A 22,774-nucleotide genomic window follows, 5' to 3' on the forward strand; every position below is an offset into this window, starting at 1 on the left:
CTCACGGCGGACCCGGCCAGACGAGCAGCATGTAGGCGCCCAGCCACGCCGACGACACGGCCGCCGCGCCCAGGACCAGGCCCGCCACCGGCAGCCGCGCCCGGCTCACCGCGACCGCGAGCGGCAGCAGCAGCGGGAAGCAGGGCAGCAGGAAGCGGGCGCGCGGGAAGTACACCCCGCCGCTGCCCAGCACCACCAGCAGGAGCACCCCGCAGAAGACCAGGAGCGGCAACGGCTGCCGGTCGGCCAGGCACAGCGCGTACAGCGCCACCGACGCCACCAGCACCACCGACACGGCCACCAGGAACAGCTGGGGCGTCCGGTCGTACGCCAGCAGCTCGCGCATCCAGCGGAGGGTGCCCGCGCCGCCGTCCCACGTGTTGCGCCACAGCCGCTGCACCGCGAAGTACCCGTCCCAGCGGCCCACCCGGGCGCCCACCCACGCCACGTAGCCCAGCCAGCCCAGCGGGGCGGTGAGCGCCGCGAGAAGCGGGGGCCACGCGCGCGTGCGGGCCGCCACGGCCAGGCCGGTCACCGTCACGGCCGCCGCGAGGGCGATCCCGGTGGGGCGGGTCAGTCCGGCGAGCACGGTCAGGGCGGCCGCCGCGTACCAGCGGCCGGTCAGCACCGCGTAGAGCGCCCACGCGGCGAGCGCCGTGAACAGCGACTCCGTGTAGCCCATCCACTGGACGATCCCGACCGGCAGCGCGCCCCACAGCACGGCGAGGACCGTGCCGACGCGGCGCCCGCACAGCCGGTCGCCGACCGCGAAGACGCCCCACGCCGCGACCAGCGAGAAGGCCACCGCCAGAACCAGTGCCACCGACGCGCGCGAGCCGGGTGTGACGCCCGCGACCGCCTTGATCAGCACCGGGTACAGCGGGAAGAACGCCAGGTTGTTGGAGTCGTACCTGGTGCCGAGATGGTCCTGGTACCCGTGGTCGGCGATGCCCAGGTACCAGTCCGAGTCCCACGAGGTGGCGAGCGTCGGCCACACCCCGTGCTGTTTGAGGCGTGCCCAGCGGGCCAGGACCAGCAGCCCGAAGAGCCGGACGGTCAGGTAGCCGAGCAGCGCGGGCGCGGCGTGCCGCAGCGAGCGGGCGGTCCGCTCCCGTGCGCCCCGGCCCGCCGCGGACGGGGGCCGGCGCGACGCGGGGACGGTCGGGCGCGGGGTGATCACCGACGGCGGCACGGTGGCGCTCCAGGGGCTCGGCTGCGGTACCGGGGGTCACCCTGCTCGGTGACCCCGGGTACGTACCGGGCCCCTGCGTCAAGTGCCGTACGAGATTCACCCGTACGTGAACCTGGTGACGAGGCTCAGATACCGGCCGCCGCCGCCAGGTCCCGCTTGATCGCGGCCAGGACGTCGTCGCCCTTCGCCCGCGCGCCGGCCAGCTCGCCGGCGTCGGCGACCGGGACGACGACCTCCAGGTAGCACTTCAGCTTGGGCTCGGTGCCGCTGGGGCGGACGATGACGCGGGCCTTGAAGGCGCCGTCCAGGTAGTACCGCAGCCCGTCCGTGGGCGGGAGCCTGTCGGTGCCCTTGGTCAGGTCCTCGGCCGACGTCACGGTCAGCCCGGCGAGCGCGGTCGGCGGCTGCTCACGCAGGCGGCGCATGGCGTTCGCGATGACGCTCAGGTCCTCCACCCGGACGGACAGCTGGTCCGTGGCGTGCAGCCCGTGCCTGACGGCGAGGTCGTCCAGCAGGTCGGAGAGGGTGCGGCCCTGCTCCTTCAGCTCCGAGGCCAGTTCGGCGACGAGCAGCGCCGCCGTGATGCCGTCCTTGTCCCGTACGCCACCGGGGTCGACGCAGTAGCCGAGCGCCTCCTCGTAGCCGTAGGCCAGGCCCTCCACGCGGGCGATCCACTTGAAGCCGGTCAGCGTCTCCTCGTACGGCAGCCCGGCCGCCTCGGCGATCCGGCCCAGCAGGCTGGAGGACACGATCGACTCGGCGAAGGTGCCGGTGGCGCCCTTGTGGACCAGGTGGGCGGCGAGCAGCGCGCCGACCTCGTCACCGCGCAGCATGCGCCAGCCGTCCTCGTGCGGTACGGCGACGGCGCAGCGGTCGGCGTCCGGATCGTTGGCGATGACGATGTCGGGCCCGGCCTCGCGGGCCTTGGCGAAGGCCAGGTCCATCGCGCCCGGCTCCTCGGGGTTGGGGAACGCGACGGTCGGGAAGGCCGGGTCCGGCTCCGCCTGCTCCGCCACCAGCGTCGGCGCGGGGAATCCGGCGCGCTCCCAGGCCGCGAGGACGACGTCCTTGCCGACGCCGTGCATGGCCGTGTAGACGACGTTCGCGGTCCGCGGGGACCCGGGGCTCAGGACGGCGTCCGTGCGCGCCAGGTAGGCCTCCAGGACCTCGTCCCCGAGGGTCTCCCAGCCGTCCGACGCGCGCGGTACGTCGTCGAGGCTCGTGATCGCGGCGATCTCCGCGGCGATGCCGGTGTCGGCGGGCGGCACGATCTGCGAGCCGTCGCCCAGGTAGACCTTGTAGCCGTTGTCGCGGGGCGGGTTGTGGCTGGCGGTCACCTCGACACCCGCGACGGCGCCCAGGTGCCTTATGGCGTACGCAAGGACGGGCGTCGGCAGCGGGCGCGGCAGGACGGCGGCGCGCAGCCCGGCGCCGACCATGACGGCGGCGGTGTCGCGGGCGAAGTCGGCCGACTTGTAGCGGGCGTCGTAGCCGATGACGACGAGGCCGCCGGTGTGGCCCTGGTCCTTGAGGTACGCGGCGAGCCCGGCGGCGGCCCGGATCACCACGGACCGGTTCATCCGCATGGGCCCGGCCCCCAGCTCGCCGCGCAGCCCCGCCGTGCCGAACTGGAGGGTGCCGCTGAACCGGGAGGCGAGCTCGTCGAGGTCCCGCGCCTCGATGAGCTTGGCGAGCTCGTCCCGCGTCTCGGGATCCGGGTCCTCGGCGAGCCACGCCTCCGCCTGCGCGATGAGGTTCTGCTGCACGGTGTCTGCCTCTCTGGATGTCTGCGACTGGTCTGCGCCAGGGATACCGGTACCCCGGCCGGCCGTCCCCTTCCCGGGGCGGGGGCCCGGTTGCCCGTACGGGCGTGGCGCGTCGGGCGTGTTTGCCCCCCGCGAGCTCGGTCGCCCATGCCCGGAACGCCCCACCGCACGCGCCCCGCGGGGGTGATCCGGGCCCGTCGTCGGCGGCGGCGGTACGGGGTCGGCCGGCCGCACCGGCCTGGCGCCGGGAAGCTGCCGAACCGGCACGTGGGGCCGCCAGCCCCCACGTACTGCCGACACGCCCCGCGTGGGGGCCCGGGGATGGAGCCGCCGGTTCAAGGAAGCGGGCCCCGCGCCCGCCGGGGAGCGGGGGAGGGGCGGGGGACGAAGGCCCCACCCCCGCCACCCGGGGGGCCGGGGCTTGTGCCCCGCGCCCCCGGGACGGTCAGATGCGGTCCAGGACCCGGGTCAGGAGCTCGCCCATGCGGGCGGCCGAGTCGCGGCCCGCCTGGAGGACCTCCTCGTGGTTCAGCGGCTCGCCCGAGAGCCCCGCGGCGAGGTTGGTGACCAAGGAGATGCCGAGGACCTCCGCACCCGCCTCGCGGGCCGCGATGGCCTCCAGGACGGTCGACATGCCGACCAGGTCGCCGCCGAGGACGCGGACCATGTTGATCTCGGCCGGGGTCTCGTAGTGCGGGCCGGGGAACTGGACGTACACGCCCTCTTCGAGGGTCTCGTCGACCTCCTTGCACAGCGCCCGCAGGCGCGGCGAGTAGAGGTCGGTGAGGTCCACGAAGTTGGCGCCGACGATCGGCGAGGCGCCCGTCAGGTTCAGGTGGTCGCTGATCAGGACCGGCTGGCCGGGGCGCATGCCCTCGCGCAGGCCGCCGCAGCCGTTGGTCAGCACGACCGTCTTGCAGCCGGCGGCGACCGCGGTGCGCACACCGTGGGCGACGGCGGCGACGCCACGGCCCTCGTAGTAGTGCGTACGGCCCAGGAAGACCAGCGCGCGCTTGTCGCCGATGGTGTACGAGCGGATCTTGCCGCCGTGGCCCTCGACGGCCGGGGGCGGGAAGCCGGGGAGCTCCGTGACCGGGAACTCGGCGTCGGGGGCGCCGAGGGCGTCGACGGCCGGCGCCCAGCCGGAGCCCATCACCAGGGCGACGTCGTGGGTCTCGGCGCCGGTCAGCTCGCGCAGGCGCGCGGCGGCGTCGGCGGCGGCGGCGTAGGGGTCGCCCTGGAGGTGGTCCGGGGTGGCAGTTGCGTTCACAGAGTCTCTCGCCTCGCGAAGTAACAGTCGCCCCGGGCCGCTCTCGTGGACCGGGGGTCCGGGGGCCGGCCCCGGAAGAATGCAGTACGCACAAGAGCGTAGCCCGACTTTGCCTACGCGCGTAGATGACGATGCCCACGGAGCTGGGATCGTTGTCTTGTCGTTTTCGACAAAAGCCCTCAGCAGGGCCGCTTGCGCAGCTCCATCACGTAGTCGTGCGGGGCGCCCGCGGACTCCGCGGCGTCCGCGATCTCGCCCAGGTAGCGCGCGGAGGGCAGGCCGCCCTCGTATCCGTTGAGGACGTACACCCAGGCGGGTTCCTCGCCGTCCAGGGTGTCCACCCGCACCCGCATGCGGCGGTAGATGTCCAGGCCGACGCCCTCCCAGCGGTCCATGGAGTCCTCGTCCATGGGGGCGATGTCGTACAGCGCGACGAACACCTGGGAACGCGGCGCCTCCACGATCGTGGCCAGCGCGCCCTCCCAGCCCATCTGCTCGCCGCCGAACGTCAGCCGCCAGCCGTTGAGCCAGCCCGTACCGCGCAGCGGGGAATGCGGGGCGCGGCGGGTCATCAGCCGCGCGTCGAGGTTGCCGGCGTACGCGGCGTAGAGCGACATGGGATCGAGGGTACGGGAGGGCCGGGGGTGAGTGCTGTTTCCCGATGGAGGGCCCCGGGGGGAAGCCGCCCGGGCCGTGCGGGACAATGGGGTACGTACTTGCATCCCTGCCGTGACGAGAGCGCGAGGCGTAACCCCAGTGACCCGGATCGTGATCATCGGTGGCGGACCCGGCGGATACGAGGCGGCCCTGGTGGGCGCCCAGCTCGGCGCGGAGGTGACCGTCGTCGACACCGACGGCCTCGGCGGAGCGTCCGTCCTGACCGACTGCGTACCCTCGAAGACCCTCATCGCCACGGCCGAGGTGATGACCACCTTCGACTCCTCCCACGAGGAGCTCGGCATCATCGTCGCGGACGACACTCCGCACATCGACCAGCCCGCCCGGATCGTCGGCGTCGACCTCGGCAAGGTCAACCGGCGTGTGAAGCGGCTCGCGCTCGCCCAGTCGCACGACATCACCGCCTCCGTCACGCGTGCGGGCGCGCGCGTGCTGCGCGGCCGGGGCCGGCTCGACGGCCGCCAGGCGATGGACGGCTCCCGACAGGTGATCGTCACCGCCGCCGACGGCAGCGAGGAGACGCTCACCGCCGACGCCGTACTGATCGCGACCGGCGGCCACCCGCGCGAGATCCCCGACGCCCTGCCGGACGGCGAGCGCATCCTCAACTGGACGCAGGTGTACGACCTGGACGAGCTCCCCGAGGAGCTCATCGTGGTCGGCTCCGGTGTGACCGGTGCCGAGTTCGCCGGCGCCTACCAGGCGCTGGGCTCCCGGGTCACCCTGGTCTCGTCGCGCGACCGCGTGCTGCCCGGCGAGGACCCGGACGCGGCGGCCGTGCTGGAGGACGTCTTCCGGCGCCGCGGCATGAACGTCATGGCCCGCTCCCGCGCCGCCTCCGCCAAACGGGTGGGCGACCGGGTGGAGGTGACGCTCGCCGACGGGCGGGTCATCTCCGGTACGCACTGCCTGATGGCCGTCGGAGCCATCCCGAACACCGCCGGGATGGGGCTGGAGGAGGCCGGCGTACGGCTCAAGGACTCCGGCCACATCTGGACCGACAAGGTCTCGCGCACCTCCGCGCCCGGTGTGTACGCCGCCGGTGACGTCACCGGCGTCTTCGCGCTCGCGTCGGTCGCCGCCATGCAGGGCCGGATCGCGATGTACCACTTCCTCGGCGACGCGGTGACCCCGCTGAACCTGAAGACCGTCTCCTCGAACGTCTTCACCGACCCCGAGATCGCCACGGTCGGTTACACGCAGGCGGACGTCGACGCGGGCAAGATCGACGCGCGGAGCGTGAAGCTGCCGCTCCTGCGCAACCCGCGCGCCAAGATGCAGGGCATCCGGGACGGCTTCGTCAAGATCTTCTGCCGTCCGGGCACCGGCATCGTGGTCGGCGGCTGTGTCGTGGCGCCGCGCGCCAGCGAGCTGATCCACCCGATCTCGATCGCGGTCGACAACAACCTGACGGTCGAACAGATCGCAAACGCCTTCACCGTGTACCCGTCCCTGTCGGGCTCGATCGCCGAGGTGGCACGACAGTTGCACACCCGGAAGACGAGCGCCGAGCTGTAATCGGTCGCCGCGGGGACGCCGGGGGAGGGACAACACCCGGCAACCCCCGGCAAGTCGGGACATCGATCAGTCAAGGAACGTTCTCGGACGGGCCCGCCTATACCACTTGGCGGGCCCGTCTGTTCGCAACTTCGCGTAATAGGCGCATACCGCTGCAAAGAAACGGTCGCTGGGGTTACTGTCAGTTTCGTGTTCGCTGCAGAACGTCGTCAGTTGATCCTTGAAATGGTGCGCGCCAACGGGGCGGTATCGCTCCGGGAGCTCGCCCGTGTCGTCCAGACCTCCGAAGTGACCGTACGGCGTGACGTGCGGGCGCTGGAGGCAGAAGGACTCCTCGACCGCCGGCACGGCGGTGCGGTGCTGCCGGGCGGTTTTACGCGAGAGTCCGGCTTCCCGCAGAAATCCCATCTCGCGACCGCCGAGAAGACGGCCATCGCCGACGTGGCCGCCGGACTCGTCGAAGAGGGCGAGGCCATCGTGGTCGGCGCGGGAACCACCACGCAGGAGCTGGCCCGCCGGCTCGCCCGTGTACCCGGGCTGACCGTCGTCACCAACTCCCTGCTCGTCGCCCAGGCACTGGCCCACGCCAACCGGGTGGAGGTCGTCATGACCGGCGGCACCCTGCGCGGCTCCAACTACGCGCTGGTGGGCAGCGGGGCCGAGCAGTCCCTCCAGGGGCTGAGGGTCTCGCGCGCGTTCCTGTCCGGGAGCGGGCTCACCGCCGAGCGCGGCCTGTCCACGTCCAACATGCTGTCCGCGAGCGTCGACCGGGCGCTGGTCCAGGCGGCGGCGGAGGTCGTCGTACTGGCCGACCACACCAAGCTCGGTACGGACACCATGTTCCAGACGGTGCCGACGGACCTGATCACCCGGCTGGTCACCGACGAGCCGCCCGTCCACGACGACCGGGCGGGCACCGAGCTCCAGGCACTGGCGGACCAGGGCGTCCAGATCACGGTGGCCGGCCAGGCGCCCGGCGCGTCCGGCGCGGAGGGCGCCCCGCCACCGGGCCGCCAGGCCCGCCGGGACGTCCCCCTCCCGGGCCAGCGCGCCCGCCACCCGGGCGGCCCGCAACTGCGCAGCGCGTCCCTGTCGGGCGACGGCCAGCCCCCGGAACGCAGCGCGCGGGTGGCGGACCTCCGCCGCCGCTGACGGCCCCCTCACGGCCGTACGTCCCGCGGCGCGCCGACCGGCGCCGTGAGGCGCCCCACCGGGTCCGGTGACGCCCGGACGGCGCGCCCCGGGGAGGCCGCCCGGCCGGACGGGGGTCGGGTCAGGGCTTGAGGCCCCGCAGTGTCAGGGTCAGGAGACGGTCGGCCAGCCCCGGATCGTCCGGGGACTGTTCGGCGGCCAGGGCGATCGCGTTGGTGAGCTGCATCAGGTCGCCGATCGACACGTCCGCCCGTACCGCGCCCGCCTCCTGGGCGCGGATCAGCAGCCGCTCGCCCGCCGAGCGCATCGGTGTGCTGCACTGCGACAGCGCCGAACTGGCGTCGTGCGAGGCCGACATGAGCGCGCGGGCGAGGCCGCGGTACTCACCCGCGTGCGTGACGATGGCACGCAGCCACTCCACGAGCGCCGTGCACGGCTGTGCCGAGCCGGCCAGATCGTGCGACCGCTCCAGCAGGGCGTGGAGCGCCTCCTGGAAGACGGCGTTCATCAGCGCGTGCCGGTTGGGGAAGTGCCGGTACAGCGTACCGATCCCCACCCCGGCGCGGCGCGCGATGTCCTCCAGCGACGCATCGGTGCCGTGCTCCGCGAACGCGACGCGCGCCTCGCTCAGCAGCCGCTCGTAGTTGCGGCGGGCATCGGCGCGCATGGGGCGCGGCGCGCCCGGCGTCCTGTCCGCCGCCGTCCCGCCCGCCGCCGTACTCGTCGCCATCGCGCCGTCCTCCCTCGCAGGCCCCGCCTCTGTCTCCAGGATGCCATCGAGGCCCATGGCGAGGGGCCCGCCGGGCATGCGCCGACGGGCCCCTGTGGTGAGGTGTGTCAGTCCTTGATCTCGCAGATCGCGGCGCCGGACGTCACCGACGCGCCGACCTCCGCCGACAGGCCCTTGATCGTGCCCGCGCGGTGGGCGTTGAGCGGCTGCTCCATCTTCATCGCTTCGAGTACGACGATGAGGTCGCCCTCCTTGACCTCCTGGCCCTCCTCGACCGCGACCTTGACGATCGTGCCCTGCATCGGGGAGGCGAGCGTGTCGCCCGAGGCGGCGGAACCGGCCTTCTTGGCGGCCCGGCGCTTGGGCTTGGCGCCCGCGGCCAGACCCGTACGGGCCAGGCTCATGCCCAGCGAGGACGGCAGCGAGACCTCCAGGCGCTTGCCGCCGACCTCGACGACGACGGTCTCGCGGCCCGGCTCCTCCTCCGCCTCGGCCTCGGCGGGCGCGGCGAAGGGCTTGATCTCGTTGACGAACTCGGTCTCGATCCAGCGCGTGTGGACGCGGAACGGGTCCGAGGTGAACGCCGGGTCGGCGACGACCGCACGGTGGAAGGGGATGGCCGTGGCCATGCCCTCCACGTTGAACTCCGCCAGAGCACGGGCGGCGCGCTGAAGGGCCTGCTCACGGGTCGCACCGGTGACGATCAGCTTGGCGAGCAGGGAGTCCCACGCCGGGCCGATGACGCTGCCCGACTCCACACCCGCGTCCAGGCGCACACCCGGGCCGCTGGGCGGCGCGAAGGCGGTGACGGTGCCGGGGGCGGGGAGGAAGTTGCGGCCCGGGTCCTCGCCGTTGATGCGGAACTCGAACGAGTGACCGCGTACGGCAGGGTCGTCGTACCCGAGCTCCTCGCCGTCGGCGATACGGAACATCTCGCGGACGAGGTCGATACCGGTGACCTCCTCGGTGACCGGGTGCTCGACCTGGAGGCGGGTGTTGACCTCCAGGAAGGAGATCGTGCCGTCCTGGCCGACGAGGAACTCCACGGTGCCGGCACCCTCGTAGCCGGCCTCCTTCAGGATGGCCTTGGACGCCCGGTACAGCTCGGCGTTCTGCTCGGCGGACAGGAACGGCGCGGGGGCCTCCTCGACCAGCTTCTGGTGACGGCGCTGCAGCGAGCAGTCACGCGTCGACACCACCACGACGTTGCCGTGCTTGTCGGCCAGGCACTGGGTCTCCACGTGCCGGGGCTTGTCGAGGTAGCGCTCGACGAAGCACTCGCCGCGGCCGAAGGCGGCGACGGCCTCGCGGACGGCGGAGTCGTACAGCTCCGGGACCTCTTCGAGCGTGCGGGCGACCTTCAGACCGCGTCCGCCGCCACCGAAGGCGGCCTTGATGGCGATCGGCAGGCCGTGCTGCTCGGCGAAGGCCACGACCTCGTCCGCACCGGACACCGGGTCGGGCGTACCCGCCACCAGCGGCGCACCCGCCCGCTGGGCGATGTGCCGGGCGGCGACCTTGTCACCGAGGTCCCGGATCGCCTGGGGCGGCGGGCCGATCCAGGTCAGGCCCGCGTCGATGACTGCCTGGGCGAACTCCGCGTTCTCGGAGAGGAATCCGTAACCCGGATGGATGGCGTCCGCGCCGGAGTCCGCGGCGGCCTTGAGCACCTTGGCCATGTCCAGATAGCTGGCGGCCGGGGTGTCACCGCCCAGGGCGAACGCCTCGTCGGCCGCACGGACGTGCAGGGCGTCCCGGTCCGGATCGGCGTAGACGGCTACGCTGGCGATCCCGGCGTCCCGGCAGGCACGGGCGACACGGACAGCGATTTCGCCACGGTTGGCGATGAGCACCTTGCGCACGATGGCTCCCTCCTTGAAACAAGCTGAGTTTAGGGACTGCCGACACGGCCTTTCGACCCGTCCCCAATGGTGAGCTTGCCCACACGGAGCGTGATTCGAGGCGTAGTGGAGTCGTGAAATCCCTTGTCGCACCACGTTACGCAGGGCTTCTTGACGGAACAGTAACCCTGGGGTGTGGTCTAGGTCTCTGTCTTCCCGGCCAGCGAGGCCTCCCGATTCTTTGTGGAGTCCCTACGAATGGCCGAATGATTCTTTGCCGCCCTCCCGGAACCCTTGTCCCCACGTTTACCAGTCAGTAGCCTGCGCGCTGTCGTCCGTACTGACTCATCGGGGCAGGTAACAGGCAGGGAGAGCCCATGGTGGCCCGCAGACCGATAGCGCTGGCGGCCGGGACCGTACTGGTCCTGGAGGCGGTGGGCCTGGTGCTGTTGCACATGGTGCTCGCCAAGGTCATGGGAGGCCAGCGGATGTCGCTGGACGGTCTCGACCCGGACCTGATGGTGACCGCGATCTGGGTCATGGGCGGGGTCTTCGGGGCGTACGTGGCGTTGTGCGGGGCGCTGCTGGTGCTCCTCGGCGTCCGGGACCGCTCGCCGGGGCGTGCCATACGGATCGTGCTCATCTCCTGTGCGATCACGCACGGGGTGCTGGGCGCGGTGGCGGTGGGCCTGGTCGGGTGGGGCGCGTTCGCCTGCATGATGGTCGTGCTGGGGCTCGTCGTCGCGTCGCTGGTGCTGTACGCGCCGGAGGACGGGGAGCCCGCGCCGCCCGTGCAGGAGGGCGGCGTGGCTCCGGCGTGACGCGGGAGGTCAGTCGCTCCACAGATCGGTGATGGAGATGCCCAGTTCGGCCAGCAGGCGGCGCAGCAGCGGCAGGGACAGGCCGATCACATTGCCCGGGTCGCCGTCGATCCCGTCGATGAACGGGGCCGAGCGGCCGTCGAGGGTGAACGCGCCCGCGACGTGGAGGGGTTCGCCGCTGGCGACGTACGCGGCGATCTCCTCGTCCGTCGGGTCGCCGAAGCGGACGAGGGTGGAGGCGGTCGCGGAGGCGTACCGCTTGGCGGTCGTGTCGTAGACGCAGTGGCCCGTCTGGAGGATGCCGGCGCGGCCGCGCATCGCCTTCCAGCGGGCGGTGGCCTCCTCGGCGTCGGCGGGCTTGCCCAGGGCCTGCTTGTCCAGCTCCAGGACCGAGTCGCAGCCGATGACGAGTGCGCCGCTCACCTCGGGCTTGGCGGCCACGTGGGCGGCCTTGGCCTCGGCGAGGGCGAGCGCCAGCTCGGCCGGGGTCGGGGCGGTGAACTTGTCCTCGTCGACCCCGCTGACGATCACCTCGGGGGTGAGCCCGGCCTGGCGCAGCAGACCGAGGCGGGCAGGGGACGCGGAGGCGAGGACGAGGCGGCGGCGCCGAGCAGCAGTCATGGGCGCCATCGTACGGAAAACGCCCCTGCCGGCGGGGGCGGTGACCGTGTCAGTGGAGGCCCACCGCGAACATCGCCAGCACCATCGCCAGCGCCAGCAGAATCCCCGCGCGGCGCAGCATCGCCTGCATGTCGCGCAGCTCTTCGGGGGGTTCGTTCTCCGGGTCGGACCACAGCATCCTTCGATCCTGCTCGTGGGGTCCGCCCTGCGCCTGAGTATGCGTACTCAGGCGCCCCGGTGCTTACGGACTAATCAACGGACTGATCAAGGGGTGGTGAACACGCGACGACCTCGACCGGGTCGGTGCCGGGCGGGGCCTCGCCGCGGGCGAGCGCGCGCCGCCGGTCCGGCGCGTTCGACGCGGTCGTCGGCTGCCACCGGCTCATGGCCGGCCCGGCCGACCCGGACCGGCTGCACCCCGCGTACGCGTACGAGGACGGCCTCCACCCGGACGAGGCGGGGTGGAGGCCGTCGCCGACCTGTTGTGACGGCTAGAGCGGCCAGTACGAGCGCGCCCATGACCGCGGGCCCGGCTGCGGGCGGCGGCTCTGGGCGATCCTCGCCGGGTCCGACCAGCCCTCGGGAACGCGCGCCGCGCCGCCGGAGTCCGCCGAGGCGGTGGCGGCGGCGCGCGCCTGGACCACCGCCAGTGCGGCGGCCAGCTCCTCCGGGGTCGGGTTGCCCCGCAGAACCTTGATCATGGGGGCTCCTTAGAGGGGGATGTTGCCGTGCTTCTTCGGGGGCAGGTTTTCCCGCTTCGTCCGCAGCTGACGCAGGCCCTTGACGATCTGCGTCCGTGTCTCGGACGGCATGATGACCGCGTCGATGTAACCGCGGTCGGCCGCCGTGTACGGATTGAGCAGGGCGTCCTCGTACTCCTGGATCAGCCGCGCCCGCGTCGCTTCGACGTCGTCGGCCTCCGCGATGGCGCGGCGGTGCAGGATGTTCACCGCGCCCTGCGCGCCCATCACCGCGATCTGCGCGGTCGGCCACGCCAGGTTCAGGTCGGCGCCCAGGTGCTTGGACCCCATGACGTCGTACGCGCCGCCGAACGCCTTGCGCGTGATCACCGTGATCAGCGGGACGGTCGCCTCGGCGTACGCGTAGATCAGCTTGGCGCCGCGCCGGATGATCCCGCCGTACTCCTGGTCGACGCCCGGCAGGAAGCCCGGTACGTCGACGAACGTCAGCACCGGGATGTTGAACGCGTCGCACGTGCGGACGAACCGGGCGGCCTTCTCGGAGGCGTTGATGTCCAGGCAGCCCGCGAACTGCATCGGCTGGTTGGCGACGATGCCGACCGGATAGCCCTCGACCCGCCCGAAGCCGGTGACGATGTTCGGGGCGAACATGCCCTGGGTCTCCAGGAATTCACCGTCGTCCAGCACGTGCTCGATGACGGTGTGCATGTCGTACGGCTGGTTCGCCGAGTCCGGGATGAGGACGTCCAGCTCGCGGTCCTCGTCGCTCAGCTGAAGGTCCGCCTCCTCCGGGAAGGCGGGCGCCTCGGAGAGGTTGTTCGACGGCAGGTACGACAGCAGGGACTTGACGTACTCGATGGCGTCCTTCTCGTCACCCGCCATGTGGTGCGCCACACCGGACGTGGTGTTGTGCGTCCGGGCGCCGCCCAGTTCCTCGAAGCCGACGTCCTCGCCCGTCACGGTCTTGATGACGTCGGGGCCGGTGATGAACATGTGCGAGGTCTGGTCGACCATCACCGTGAAGTCGGTGATCGCCGGGGAGTAGACCGCGCCGCCCGCGCACGGGCCGACGACCAGGCTGATCTGCGGAATCACGCCCGAGGCATGGGTGTTGCGGCGGAAGATCTCGCCGTACATGCCGAGGGCCATGACGCCCTCCTGGATACGGGCGCCACCGGAGTCGTTGATGCCGATGACCGGGCAGCCGGTCTTCAGGGCGAAGTCCATCACCTTGATGATCTTCTGCCCGAACACTTCGCCGAGGGCCCCGCCGAAGACGGTGAAGTCCTGCGAGAACACCGCCACCGGGCGGCCGTCGACCGTTCCGTACCCGGTGACGACACCGTCTCCGTACGGGCGGTTCTTCTCCAGGCCGAAGCTGGTGGAGCGGTGCCGGGCGAACTCGTCCAGCTCGACGAAGGAATCCTCGTCCAGCAGCAGGGCGATCCGCTCGCGGGCCGTCAGCTTGCCCTTCGCGTGCTGCTTCTCGACGGCGCGCTCGGAGCCCGCGTGCGTCGCCTCGTCGATACGGCGCTGCAGATCCGCGAGCTTGCCCGCGGTCGTATGGATGTCGATCTTCTGGGGCTCTTGGGGCTTGGCCGGCTCGGACATCGGGATGCGGCTCCCTGGCTGGTCACGGGATCGTTGGCTACTGATCCGTAGCGTATCGGCGGGCATGGCCTTCGGCAGTGCGGTGTTTACCACACCTACGCTGACTTGCATGACGCCCTCACTTGGTCCAGGGAGCCCCTGGTCCGACCTCGAACGACCGCCGCTCAACGCCGCCTCCCTGCGCCGCGCCCTCGTCCGGCCCGGCGGGCTGTGGACCTCCCTCGACATCGTGCCCGCCACCGGCTCGACCAACTCCGACCTGGCCGCCCGCGCCGCCGGCCTCCCCGAGGGCGCCGTGCTGGTCGCCGAGGAGCAGACCGCGGGGCGCGGCCGACTGGACCGCACCTGGTCCGCGCCCGCCCGCTCGGGCCTGTTCTTCTCCGTCCTGCTCAAGCCGGACGTCCCCGTCGCCCGCCTCGCCTGGCTGCCGCTGCTCACCGGCGTCGCCGCCGCCACCGGCCTGGCCCGCGCCGCCGGTGCCGACCTGGCACTGAAGTGGCCCAACGACCTGATGGTGAAGGTGGCGGGGGAGGAGCGGAAGGCGGGCGGCATCCTCGCCGAGCGGGCCGGTGACGACGGAATCGTCGTCGGGCTCGGGCTCAACGTCACGCTCCACAAGGAGGAGCTGCCCGTGCCCACGGCCGGCTCCCTGCTCCTCGCGGACGCGATCTCCACCGACCGCGACACGCTGCTGCGCGCCCTGCTCCGCTCGCTGGAGCAGTGGTACGGCCGGTGGACCGCCGCCGGCGGCGACCCGGCGGCGTGCGGACTGGCGGAGGCGTACGCGGCGGGCTGCGCGACCCTCGGCCGTACCGTCCGCGCCGAGCTGCCCGGCGACCGCACCCTCACCGGGGAGGCGGTCGCCATCGACGGCGACGGCCGGCTGGTGGTGGCGCCGCCCGGCGGAGAGAGGGAGGCCGTGGGCGCGGGAGACATCGTGCATCTGCGCCCGGTGGACTGACCCGCTCGGCCGCGGGGACGTGAGCCAGGGCACACCTGCCGTATCGTTGACGACGATCCAGCTACAGATCGGCAGGACAGTGCGCAGGGAACGGGCAGGAGGCGGCCGGTGACCGTCGACGACGCGAACTCGGGCGGGTCCGGGTCCGGGCCGAACGGGGCGGAGCCGAGCGGGGCGGAGCCCGGTGGGGCGGAGCCCGGCGGGACGCCGAGCGGGGCGGAGTACCCCACCCCCCACCATGTCGTCGACCACACGGCGGAGCCGACCGACGACCCCCTGGCCATCCGCCTGGAGCAGCTGATCCTCGGTGCCGAGCGCCGCTACACCCCCTTCCAGGCGGCCCGCACCGCCGGTGTCTCCATGGACCTGGCCTCCCGGTTCTGGCGGGCGATGGGCTTCGCCGACATCGGGCAGGCCAAGGCGCTGACGGAGGCGGACGTGCTGGCGCTGCGCCGGCTGGCCGGTCTGGTCGAGGCGGGGCTGCTGAGCGAGCCGATGGCGGTGCAGGTGGCCCGGTCCACCGGCCAGACCACCGCCCGGCTGGCCGAATGGCAGATCGACTCGTTCCTGGAGGGCCTCACCGAGCCGCCCGAACCCGGGATGACGCGTACGGAAGTGACGTATCCCCTGGTGGAGCTGTTGCTGCCGGAGCTCCAGGAGTTCCTGGTGTACGTGTGGCGACGCCAGCTCGCGGCGGCGACCGGGCGGGTGGTCCAGGCCGCCGACGACGAGGAGATGGTGGACCGGCGCCTCGCGGTCGGCTTCGCGGACCTCGTCGGCTTCACCCGGCTCACCCGGCGGCTGGAGGAGGAGGAGCTGGGCGAGCTCGTCGAGGCGTTCGAGACCACCTCGGCCGACCTGGTCGCCGCGCACGGCGGGCGGCTGATCAAGACGCTCGGTGACGAGGTGCTGTACGCGGCCGACGACGCCGGCACGGCCGCGGAGATCGCGCTCCGGCTCATCGAGACGCTCACCCACGACGAGACGATGCCCGCGCTGCGCGTCGGCATCGCCTTCGGCACCGTCACGACCCGGATGGGCGACGTCTTCGGTACGACGGTGAACCTGGCGAGCCGGCTCACCTCGATAGCGCCCAAGGACGCGGTCCTGGTCGACGGGGCGTTCGCCAAGGAGCTGTCGCGCACGGGTGAGGCGCCGGTGTCGGAGTCCCAGGTCGCCGAGGAGATCGCCCGGGCGGAGAAGGAGGGCGAGGCGCCCGCTGCCTTGTCGAAGTATCGCTTCGCTCTCCAGCCCATGTGGCAGCGGCCGGTGCGCGGTCTCGGGGTGATCGAGCCCTGGCTGCTCACGCGGCGGGAGCCTAAGATCCCCGGTTAGCGGTCGCTAACGTTCGTTAACCGGGAGGGTGTGTCACGCATGTCCGAGCAGCGCTTCGGTGAATTCGTCGCCGTTCGTCACCACGACCATGTCGCCGAGCTGGTGCTCGACCGGCCCAAGGCCATGAACGCCGTCTCCACGGAGATGGCCCGCTCCATCGGCGCCGCCTGTGACGCGCTGGCGGCCGATCCGTCGGTGCGCGTGACGGTGCTCACCTCCTCGAACGACAAGGCGTTCTGCGTGGGTGCCGACCTCAAGGAGCGCAATTCGCTGAGCGACGCCGAGCTGGTGCGCCAGCGGCCGGTGGCGCGCGGCGCGTACACCGGCGTGCTGGAGCTGCCGATGCCGACCGTCGCCGCCGTGCACGGCTTCGCCCTGGGCGGCGGGTTCGAGCTCGCGCTCGCCTGCGACCTGATCGTGGTGGACGCGACAGCGGTCGTCGGGCTGCCCGAGGTGTCGGTGGGCGTCATCCCGGGGGGCGGGGGTACGCAGCTGCTGCCGCGCCGGGTGGGGGCCGCGCGGGCGGCGGAGCTGGTGTTCACGGCGCGGCGCGTGGCGGCGGCCGAGGCGGTGTCGCTGGGGCTCGTCGACCAGCTGGTGGACGACGCCCGTGTGGGCGCCCTGGAGCTGGCCGGCCGGATCGCCGCCAACTCGCCGGTCGGGCTGCGCGCCGCCAAGCGCGCCATGCGGCTGGGGCAGGGCCTGGACCTGCGGGCGGGCCTGGAGGTCGAGGACGCGGCGTGGCGGTCGGTGGCCTTCTCGGGCGACCGGGCCGAGGGCGTCGCGGCGTTCAACGAGAAGCGGAGGCCGGAGTGGCCCGGGGAGTGAAAAGTCGGTCATCCTCCCTAAGCTTGAGGAATGGGTGAGGATGTCCGGCTACGCGCTGTCGTGGCGCTCGCGCAGGCCATGGCGTCGGCGCACACTCCGCGCGAGACCTGGCGGGCGGCCGCGCTGGGCGCACGGGACGCGCTCGGCGGGACGTTCGCCGCGCTCTCGATGTGGGAGCGCGACCTCGGCCGGCTGAAGGTGCTGGTGAACGCGGGAGCGCGGGCGCCGGACGAGGAGGAGTTCCCGGACTCCGAGACGTACCCGGTCCACCAGTTCTCCGAGATCACCGAGTTCCTGCACGAGCGGTGGGCGGGCGGCGGCGAGCCGAACGCCTGGGTGGAGACGGCCGAGGGGCATGAGGTGCCCGGAGGCCCGGCGTACGCGGCGCTGCGCGGCAGGGTGGCCGCGCTGCGGCGGCGCGGGCGGGGCTGCTGCGTGGTCGCGCCGATAGTGATGCACGGGCGCGCGTGGGGCGAGCTGTACGTGGCCCGGCCGGTCGGGGCGCCGCTCTTCGACCGCCACGACGCCGACTTCGCCACCGTCCTCGCGTCGGTCGTCGCGGCCGGGATCGCACAGACCGAGCGGCTGGAGGAGGTCCGCAGGCTGGCCTTCACGGATCCGCTGACGGGTCTCGCCAACCGGCGGGCGGTGGACATGCGGCTGGACGAGGCCGTGGAGCGCTTCCTGGCGGACGGGACGGTGGTCAGCCTGGTGGTCTGCGACCTGAACGGCCTCAAGCGCGTCAACGACACGCACGGGCACGCGGTGGGGGACCGGCTGCTGGAGCGGTTCGGCTCGGTCCTGTCGTACTGCGGGGCGATGCTGCCCGGCGCGCTGGCGGCGCGGCTCGGCGGGGACGAGTTCTGCCTGGTGTCGGTGGGGCCGCAGGCGGACGAGGTGGTGGCCGCCGCCGACGAGCTGTGCGTACGCGCCGGCGACCTGGAGCTGGGTGAGGGCGTGGCGTGCGGGGTGGCGTCGACCGGTGACCCGATCGGCCCGGTGCAGTCGGCGCGGCGCCTGTTCCGGCTGGCGGACGCGGCCCAGTACCGGGCCAAGGCGGCACGGTCGCCCAAGCCGGTGGTGGCCGGCCGTGACGGCACGGTCATCGCCCTGGCGGACCACCCCCCGGCCCCTTCCCGCGACCGTCGCAGCTTCCGCGACGCCCCTCCGGACGCGGCCGCCCTGGGGCCCCTCCCGGCTCCGCCGGACGCTGGTGGCCCGGGTGGTCCGGGTGGCCCGGGTGCTCCGGGTGCTCCGGGTGGTCCGGCAGCCGGGGAGGAGCCGGGCGCTGGGGCGGAGGGGGCTCCCGGGGCGTAAGGGGCTCTTGTCGGGCGAGGTAGTGACACGTTGGGATTCAGTCCGTACGCTGCTGAATATGGATATGCACACAGTCGTGGTGGGGACGTCCGGTACCACCGCCCAGGACGTCATCGCCGTGGCCCGCGGCAACGCCCGTGTCGAGCTCTCCCCGGAGGCGCTCGCCGCGCTCGCCAAGGCCCGTGAGATCGTCGACGCCCTCGCCGCCAAGCCCGAACCCGTCTACGGCGTGTCGACCGGCTTCGGAGCGCTGGCCACCCGGCACATCAGCCCCGAGCTGCGCGCCCAGCTCCAGCGCAACATCGTGCGGTCGCACGCCGCCGGCATGGGCGCGCCCGTCGAGCGCGAGGTCGTCCGCGCGCTGATGTTCCTGCGGCTGAAGACCGTCTGCTCCGGCCGCACCGGCGTCCGCCCCCAGGTCGCCCGGACCATGGCCGACGTGCTCAACGCCGGGATCACCCCGGTCGTCCACGAGTACGGCTCCCTCGGCTGCTCCGGCGACCTCGCGCCGCTCAGCCACTGCGCGCTCACCCTGATGGGCGAGGGCGACGCCGAAGGCCCCGACGGCCGTGTCCGCCCCGCCGGCGAGCTCCTCGCCGAGCACGGCATCGAGCCCGTCGAACTGCGCGAGAAGGAGGGCCTCGCCCTCCTCAACGGCACCGACGGCATGCTCGGCATGCTGATCATGGCCCTCGCGGACCTGGACAAGCTCTACAAGTCCGCCGACATCACCGCCGCCCTGTCGCTGGAGGCGCTCCTCGGTACGGAGAAGGTCCTCGCGCCCGAGCTGCACGCCATCCGCCCGCACCCCGGTCAGGGCGCCGCCGCCGCGAACATGCTCGCCGTCCTCAAGGGCTCCGGTCTCACCGGTCACTTCCAGCAGGACGAGGCCCCGCGCGTCCAGGACGCCTACTCCGTACGCTGCGCGCCCCAGGTCGCCGGCGCGGGCCGCGACACCATGGCCCACGCCCGCCTCGTCGCCGAGCGCGAGCTCGCCTCCGCCGTCGACAACCCGGTCGTCCTGCCCGACGGCCGCGTCGAGTCCAACGGCAACTTCCACGGCGCGCCCGTCGCCTACGTCCTGGACTTCCTCGCCATCGCCGCCGCCGACCTCGGCTCCATCGCCGAACGGCGCACCGACCGGCTGCTCGACAAGAACCGCTCCCACGGCCTGCCGCCGTTCCTCGCCTTCGACGCGGGCGTCGACTCGGGCCTGATGATCGCCCAGTACACGCAGGCCGCCCTGGTCAGCGAGCTGAAGCGACTCGCCGTCCCGGCCTCCGCCGACTCCATCCCGTCCTCCGCCATGCAGGAGGACCACGTCTCCATGGGCTGGTCGGCCGCCCGCAAGCTGCGCACCGCCGTCGGCAACCTCGGCCGGATCATCGCCGTCGAGCTGTACGCCGCGACCCGCGCCATCGAGCTGCGTGAGGGGCTCACCCCGGCGCCCGCCTCCCGCGCCGCCGTCGAGGCGCTGCGCGCGGCGGGCGTCCAGGGTCCCGGGCCGGATCGTTTCCTCGCCCCCGACCTGGAGGCCGCCGACGCCTTCGTACGCGAGGGCAAGCTCGTCGAGGCCGTCGAGAAGGTCACCGGCCCGCTGGCCTGACCACCGTTGTGCGCGGGGCGCGCACCGTCAGAGGACGGTGTGCGCCCCGCGGCGTACGGCGAAGGCCACCAGCCCCGTACCGATGCCCAGGAAGGCCGCGCCCCCGATCAGGTACGGGGTGGTGTCCACGCTCCCCGTGTCGGCGAGCGCGAGCTCCGGGCTCTTCGCGGACGAGGCGGCGGCCGTTCTCGTTTCGTGCCGCTCCGCGGGTGGCTGTTCCACGGTGGCGTTGGCCGAAGGGACGAACCACAGCGCACCGAGCAGGGTCCCGGCGGCGGTGGCGGTCAGCAGCGGTCGACGTGCGACGGACACAGATTCAGATCCCCTTGCGGAACCGAGAATTGGTGGGTGCGCCGATGCTAATGAACACAGCGGGTCGCAGGAAAGTCGTGGGTCCCGGCAGCTTACGCTCCGTCATATGAGCCCTGCTGAGACATCACGGTATGTGCGCCTTCGGGTGGAACTGCTGCTGGAAGTGACGGACAACGCTCAACTCACCGGAGCCGCCCTCGAGCGCGTGGAAGCCGACGAATTCATGGCGGACGAGGAGCGTACACACGCCCGGTCCGCGGTACGAGAAGACGAAGCGGAAGCTCTCGCATACCTCGTCGAGCCGGTCGACCTGGTCGGTCAGGTGCCGGGCGTCGAGCTCGCCCAGGCGTCGTGGACCAGCGAGCAGGTGGACTACGACCCCGGCGCGGACATGTGGGACCTGGACGAGGAGGATGATGAGGACCACCTCGACGACGTACGACCGTAGCGTGTGACCTGTGACACGCTCGGGGGCCCGGGCCGCCGCCCGGCAGGCGCGTCCGGGCCCCGTTTCACGCGTGTCCGTATACCTCGGGAAGATCGGGAACCGGCGGCTCTCCGGGGTGCGTCGATCAGTGGTGTTCCCCACATCCATGCCTGATGGGGAACCGGACGGGTTGTTATGGGTGTTGTTGAGACAGTTGGCAGGGATTCGGCGACGATGGAGAAGCGTGTGATGACGGACAGCAAGCGGCGCAAGAGCCTGACGGCTGCGTCCGCACTGCTCGGCGGCGTACTGGTGCTCACCGGCTGCAGCGGCGGCGAGGACAAGGCCGACGCCTCCGAAAGCTCCAAGACGTCACAGTCCCAGGTCGACGCGGCGGCCGCGAAGGACGCCTCGCAGGCCCGAATAACGATCTCGCCCAAGAACGGCGCGCAGAACGCCGGCATCAACGACGACGCCAAGGTCACCGTCAGCGAGGGCACGCTCACCCAGGTGACCATGACGTCCCCGGACGGCAAGACCGTCAAGGGCGAGATGGCCGCCGACAGCAAGAGCTGGAAGCCCAGCGAGCAGCTGGAACGGGCCACCACCTACAAGATCGCCGTCACGGCCAAGGACTCCGAGGGCCGGGAGGCCCACGAGAACTCCTCCTTCACCACCGTGTCCAAGGAGAACAGCTTCATCGGGAACTACACCCCCGAGGACGGCTCCACGGTCGGCGTCGGCATGCCCGTCTCCATCAACTTCAACAAGCCGATCACGGACAAGAAGGCCGTCCAGTCCGGCATCTCCGTGTCCTCCAGCAGCGGCCAGGAGGTCGTCGGGCACTGGTTCAACTCCCAGCGCCTCGACTTCCGCCCCGAGAACTACTGGGCCGAGGGCTCCAAGGTCACGCTGAAGCTGAACCTCGACGGTGTCGAGGGCTCCGACGGCGTCTACGGCGTCCAGCAGAAGACCGTCACCTTCACCATCGGCCGCAACCAGGTCTCCACCGTCGACGCCGCCGCCAAGACCATGACGGTCACCCAGGACGGCAAGACGATCAAGACCATCCCGATCTCCGCCGGCGCCCCCGAGAACCCGACCTACAACGGCCAGATGGTCATCTCCGAGAAGTTCAAGGAGACCCGGATGGACGGTTCGACGGTCGGCTTCACCAAGAAGGACGGCAAGGGCGAGTACGACATCAAGGACGTGCCGCACGCCATGCGGCTGTCCACGTCGGGCACCTTCATCCACGGCAACTACTGGGGCTCCGACTCGATCTTCGGCAAGGTCAACACCAGCCACGGCTGCGTGGGCCTCAACGACGCCAAGGGCGCCGACGACCCGAACCAGCCCGGTGCGTGGTTCTACGACAACTCGATCGTCGGTGACGTGGTCGTCGTCAAAAACTCCAAGGACAAGACCATCGCCCCGGACAACGGCCTCAACGGCTGGAACATGAGCTGGGCGGAGTGGAAGGCCGGCTCGGCGGTCTGATCCACCGAATCGACGGCGGGCGGCGGTTCTCCTGACGGAGGCCGCCGCCTTCGTCGTCCACGGGCGCACGCTCAGGAGCGACGTCCGGGTACCGCTTCGTCATCGGCGCCGCGACGATCCGGCGCCGTCCATGACGCCCGGGGTAATCGACCCCGGACGGCACCCCCGGGGAGCATGGGGTCATCCCCACCCGAGGAGGAGCCCATGCCCGCCTACGCCATCGGCAACCTGAAGCCCCCGGCCCGGCTCGACGACGACATCTTCGCCTACATGGAGCGCATCCAGGGCACCCTCGACCCCTTCGGCGGCCGCTTCCTCGTCCACGGCGCACCGGCCATGGAGGTACGCGAAGGGGAGTGGACCACCGCGCTCGTGATCATCGGCTTCCCGTCGATGGACCACGCGCGCGACTGGTACGACTCCGACGCCTACCAGCGGCTCATCCCCCTGCGCACCCGCCACATGGACGGCGACATCCTGCTCGTCGACGGCGTCGCCCCGGACTACGACCCGGCGGCGACGGCCGCGATGCTGCGGGCGGCCCGGGCCTGACGCGTGATCAGGCCCGGGACCGGCGCCTGAAGGGC

General features: G+C 72.2%; 23 protein-coding genes. 12 read left to right on the forward strand and 11 right to left on the reverse strand.

Features of this window, described 5'->3' with window-relative positions; genetic code table 11:
• Position 1: 1 nt before the first annotated feature.
• The 4 genes from ABT360_RS09585 to ABT360_RS09600 all read right to left on the reverse strand — a co-directional run bounded on the left by ABT360_RS09585 (position 2) and on the right by ABT360_RS09600 (position 4,845).
• Positions 2-1,192: a hypothetical protein gene (locus tag ABT360_RS09585; protein ID WP_351813285.1), complete on the reverse strand. Its 1,191-nt coding sequence runs from the start codon at positions 1,190-1,192 to the stop codon at positions 2-4.
• Between the two features lie 125 nt (positions 1,193-1,317).
• Entirely contained in the window at positions 1,318-2,958 is a 1,641-nt protein-coding gene (locus tag ABT360_RS09590) for a phospho-sugar mutase (RefSeq protein WP_351813287.1), read from the reverse strand.
• A 445-nt stretch (positions 2,959-3,403) separates the two neighbouring features.
• Complete coding sequence (locus ABT360_RS09595; protein WP_351813289.1) at positions 3,404-4,228, reverse strand: purine-nucleoside phosphorylase; 825 nt, start codon at positions 4,226-4,228, stop codon at positions 3,404-3,406.
• A 179-nt stretch (positions 4,229-4,407) separates the two neighbouring features.
• A complete protein-coding gene (locus ABT360_RS09600) occupies positions 4,408-4,845 on the reverse strand; it encodes a gamma-glutamylcyclotransferase (protein WP_329876342.1) in 438 nt (145 codons plus the stop codon).
• A gap of 139 nt (positions 4,846-4,984) precedes the next feature.
• On the opposite strand from ABT360_RS09600, the gene ABT360_RS09605 reads away from it, so the two are divergent.
• Both ABT360_RS09605 and ABT360_RS09610 read left to right on the forward strand, forming a co-directional pair.
• Positions 4,985-6,424: an NAD(P)H-quinone dehydrogenase gene (locus ABT360_RS09605; RefSeq protein WP_351813292.1), complete on the forward strand. Its 1,440-nt coding sequence runs from the start codon at positions 4,985-4,987 to the stop codon at positions 6,422-6,424.
• 189 nt (positions 6,425-6,613) lie between these two features.
• Positions 6,614-7,576, forward strand: a complete 963-nt coding sequence (locus tag ABT360_RS09610) for a DeoR/GlpR family DNA-binding transcription regulator (protein WP_351813294.1) — start codon at positions 6,614-6,616, stop codon at positions 7,574-7,576.
• A gap of 121 nt (positions 7,577-7,697) precedes the next feature.
• On the opposite strand, the gene ABT360_RS09615 is transcribed toward ABT360_RS09610, so the two are convergent.
• Entirely contained in the window at positions 7,698-8,306 is a 609-nt protein-coding gene (locus ABT360_RS09615; protein ID WP_351813379.1) for a TetR/AcrR family transcriptional regulator, read from the reverse strand.
• Positions 8,307-8,413: 107 nt separating this feature from the next.
• The gene (locus tag ABT360_RS09620; RefSeq protein WP_351813296.1) at positions 8,414-10,168 is read right to left on the reverse strand and encodes an acetyl/propionyl/methylcrotonyl-CoA carboxylase subunit alpha; all 1,755 of its coding nucleotides are present in this window, start codon (positions 10,166-10,168) and stop codon (positions 8,414-8,416) included.
• A 356-nt stretch (positions 10,169-10,524) separates the two neighbouring features.
• Here ABT360_RS09620 and ABT360_RS09625 point away from each other — a divergent pair, with 356 nt between their 5' ends.
• Positions 10,525-10,968, forward strand: a complete 444-nt coding sequence (locus tag ABT360_RS09625; RefSeq protein WP_351813298.1) for a hypothetical protein — start codon at positions 10,525-10,527, stop codon at positions 10,966-10,968.
• A 9-nt stretch (positions 10,969-10,977) separates the two neighbouring features.
• Here the strand turns inward: ABT360_RS09625 and ABT360_RS09630 are convergent, their stop codons facing one another.
• Complete coding sequence (locus ABT360_RS09630) at positions 10,978-11,589, reverse strand: Maf family protein (RefSeq protein ID WP_351813300.1); 612 nt, start codon at positions 11,587-11,589, stop codon at positions 10,978-10,980.
• 49 nt (positions 11,590-11,638) lie between these two features.
• Complete coding sequence (gene mmpB / locus ABT360_RS09635) at positions 11,639-11,767, reverse strand: morphogenic membrane protein MmpB (RefSeq protein WP_351813302.1); 129 nt, start codon at positions 11,765-11,767, stop codon at positions 11,639-11,641.
• Between the two features lie 125 nt (positions 11,768-11,892).
• On the opposite strand from mmpB, the gene ABT360_RS09640 reads away from it, so the two are divergent.
• Complete coding sequence (locus tag ABT360_RS09640) at positions 11,893-12,084, forward strand: hypothetical protein (RefSeq protein WP_351813304.1); 192 nt, start codon at positions 11,893-11,895, stop codon at positions 12,082-12,084.
• Here the strand turns inward: ABT360_RS09640 and ABT360_RS09645 are convergent.
• Positions 12,081-12,290: an acyl-CoA carboxylase epsilon subunit gene (locus tag ABT360_RS09645; RefSeq protein ID WP_351813305.1), complete on the reverse strand. Its 210-nt coding sequence runs from the start codon at positions 12,288-12,290 to the stop codon at positions 12,081-12,083. The two genes, ABT360_RS09640 and ABT360_RS09645, sit on opposite strands and share 4 nt — an antisense overlap.
• A 9-nt stretch (positions 12,291-12,299) precedes the next feature.
• Positions 12,300-13,901, reverse strand: a complete 1,602-nt coding sequence (locus tag ABT360_RS09650; RefSeq protein ID WP_351813307.1) for an acyl-CoA carboxylase subunit beta — start codon at positions 13,899-13,901, stop codon at positions 12,300-12,302.
• A 109-nt stretch (positions 13,902-14,010) separates the two neighbouring features.
• Between ABT360_RS09650 and ABT360_RS09655 the strand changes: the two genes are divergently transcribed.
• The 5 genes from ABT360_RS09655 (at position 14,011) to hutH (ending at position 19,948) form a co-directional block, all read left to right on the forward strand.
• A complete protein-coding gene (locus ABT360_RS09655) occupies positions 14,011-14,862 on the forward strand; it encodes a biotin--[acetyl-CoA-carboxylase] ligase (RefSeq protein WP_351813309.1) in 852 nt (283 codons plus the stop codon).
• 108 nt (positions 14,863-14,970) lie between these two features.
• Positions 14,971-16,197 carry an adenylate/guanylate cyclase domain-containing protein gene (locus ABT360_RS09660; RefSeq protein WP_351813311.1) on the forward strand — a complete coding sequence of 409 codons (1,227 nt, stop codon included), beginning with the start codon at positions 14,971-14,973 and terminating at the stop codon, positions 16,195-16,197.
• Positions 16,198-16,236: 39 nt separating this feature from the next.
• On the forward strand, positions 16,237-17,025 hold the full coding sequence (locus tag ABT360_RS09665; RefSeq protein ID WP_351813313.1) for an enoyl-CoA hydratase/isomerase family protein: 789 nt from the start codon (positions 16,237-16,239) through the stop codon (positions 17,023-17,025).
• 30 nt (positions 17,026-17,055) lie between these two features.
• On the forward strand, positions 17,056-18,342 hold the full coding sequence (locus ABT360_RS09670; protein WP_351813315.1) for a GGDEF domain-containing protein: 1,287 nt from the start codon (positions 17,056-17,058) through the stop codon (positions 18,340-18,342).
• Positions 18,343-18,406: 64 nt separating this feature from the next.
• A complete protein-coding gene (hutH, locus tag ABT360_RS09675) occupies positions 18,407-19,948 on the forward strand; it encodes a histidine ammonia-lyase (protein WP_351813381.1) in 1,542 nt (513 codons plus the stop codon).
• A gap of 27 nt (positions 19,949-19,975) precedes the next feature.
• On the opposite strand, the gene ABT360_RS09680 is transcribed toward hutH, so the two are convergent.
• The gene (locus ABT360_RS09680) at positions 19,976-20,260 is read right to left on the reverse strand and encodes a hypothetical protein (RefSeq protein WP_351813317.1); all 285 of its coding nucleotides are present in this window, start codon (positions 20,258-20,260) and stop codon (positions 19,976-19,978) included.
• A gap of 106 nt (positions 20,261-20,366) precedes the next feature.
• On the opposite strand from ABT360_RS09680, the gene ABT360_RS09685 reads away from it, so the two are divergent.
• From ABT360_RS09685 to ABT360_RS09695, 3 genes are all read left to right on the forward strand, one after another.
• Positions 20,367-20,708: a hypothetical protein gene (locus ABT360_RS09685; protein WP_351813319.1), complete on the forward strand. Its 342-nt coding sequence runs from the start codon at positions 20,367-20,369 to the stop codon at positions 20,706-20,708.
• A gap of 213 nt (positions 20,709-20,921) precedes the next feature.
• Complete coding sequence (locus ABT360_RS09690; protein WP_351813320.1) at positions 20,922-22,187, forward strand: L,D-transpeptidase; 1,266 nt, start codon at positions 20,922-20,924, stop codon at positions 22,185-22,187.
• A 204-nt stretch (positions 22,188-22,391) separates the two neighbouring features.
• Positions 22,392-22,739, forward strand: coding sequence for a DUF1330 domain-containing protein (locus ABT360_RS09695; protein WP_351813322.1), 348 nt, complete (start codon positions 22,392-22,394; stop codon positions 22,737-22,739).
• The last annotated feature ends 35 nt before the right edge of the window (positions 22,740-22,774 follow it).

Origin of the sequence: Streptomyces sp. NPDC000229 (genome assembly GCF_040300825.1) — a bacterium.
In the GTDB taxonomy this organism is placed as follows: Bacteria; Actinomycetota; Actinomycetes; order Streptomycetales; family Streptomycetaceae; genus Streptomyces.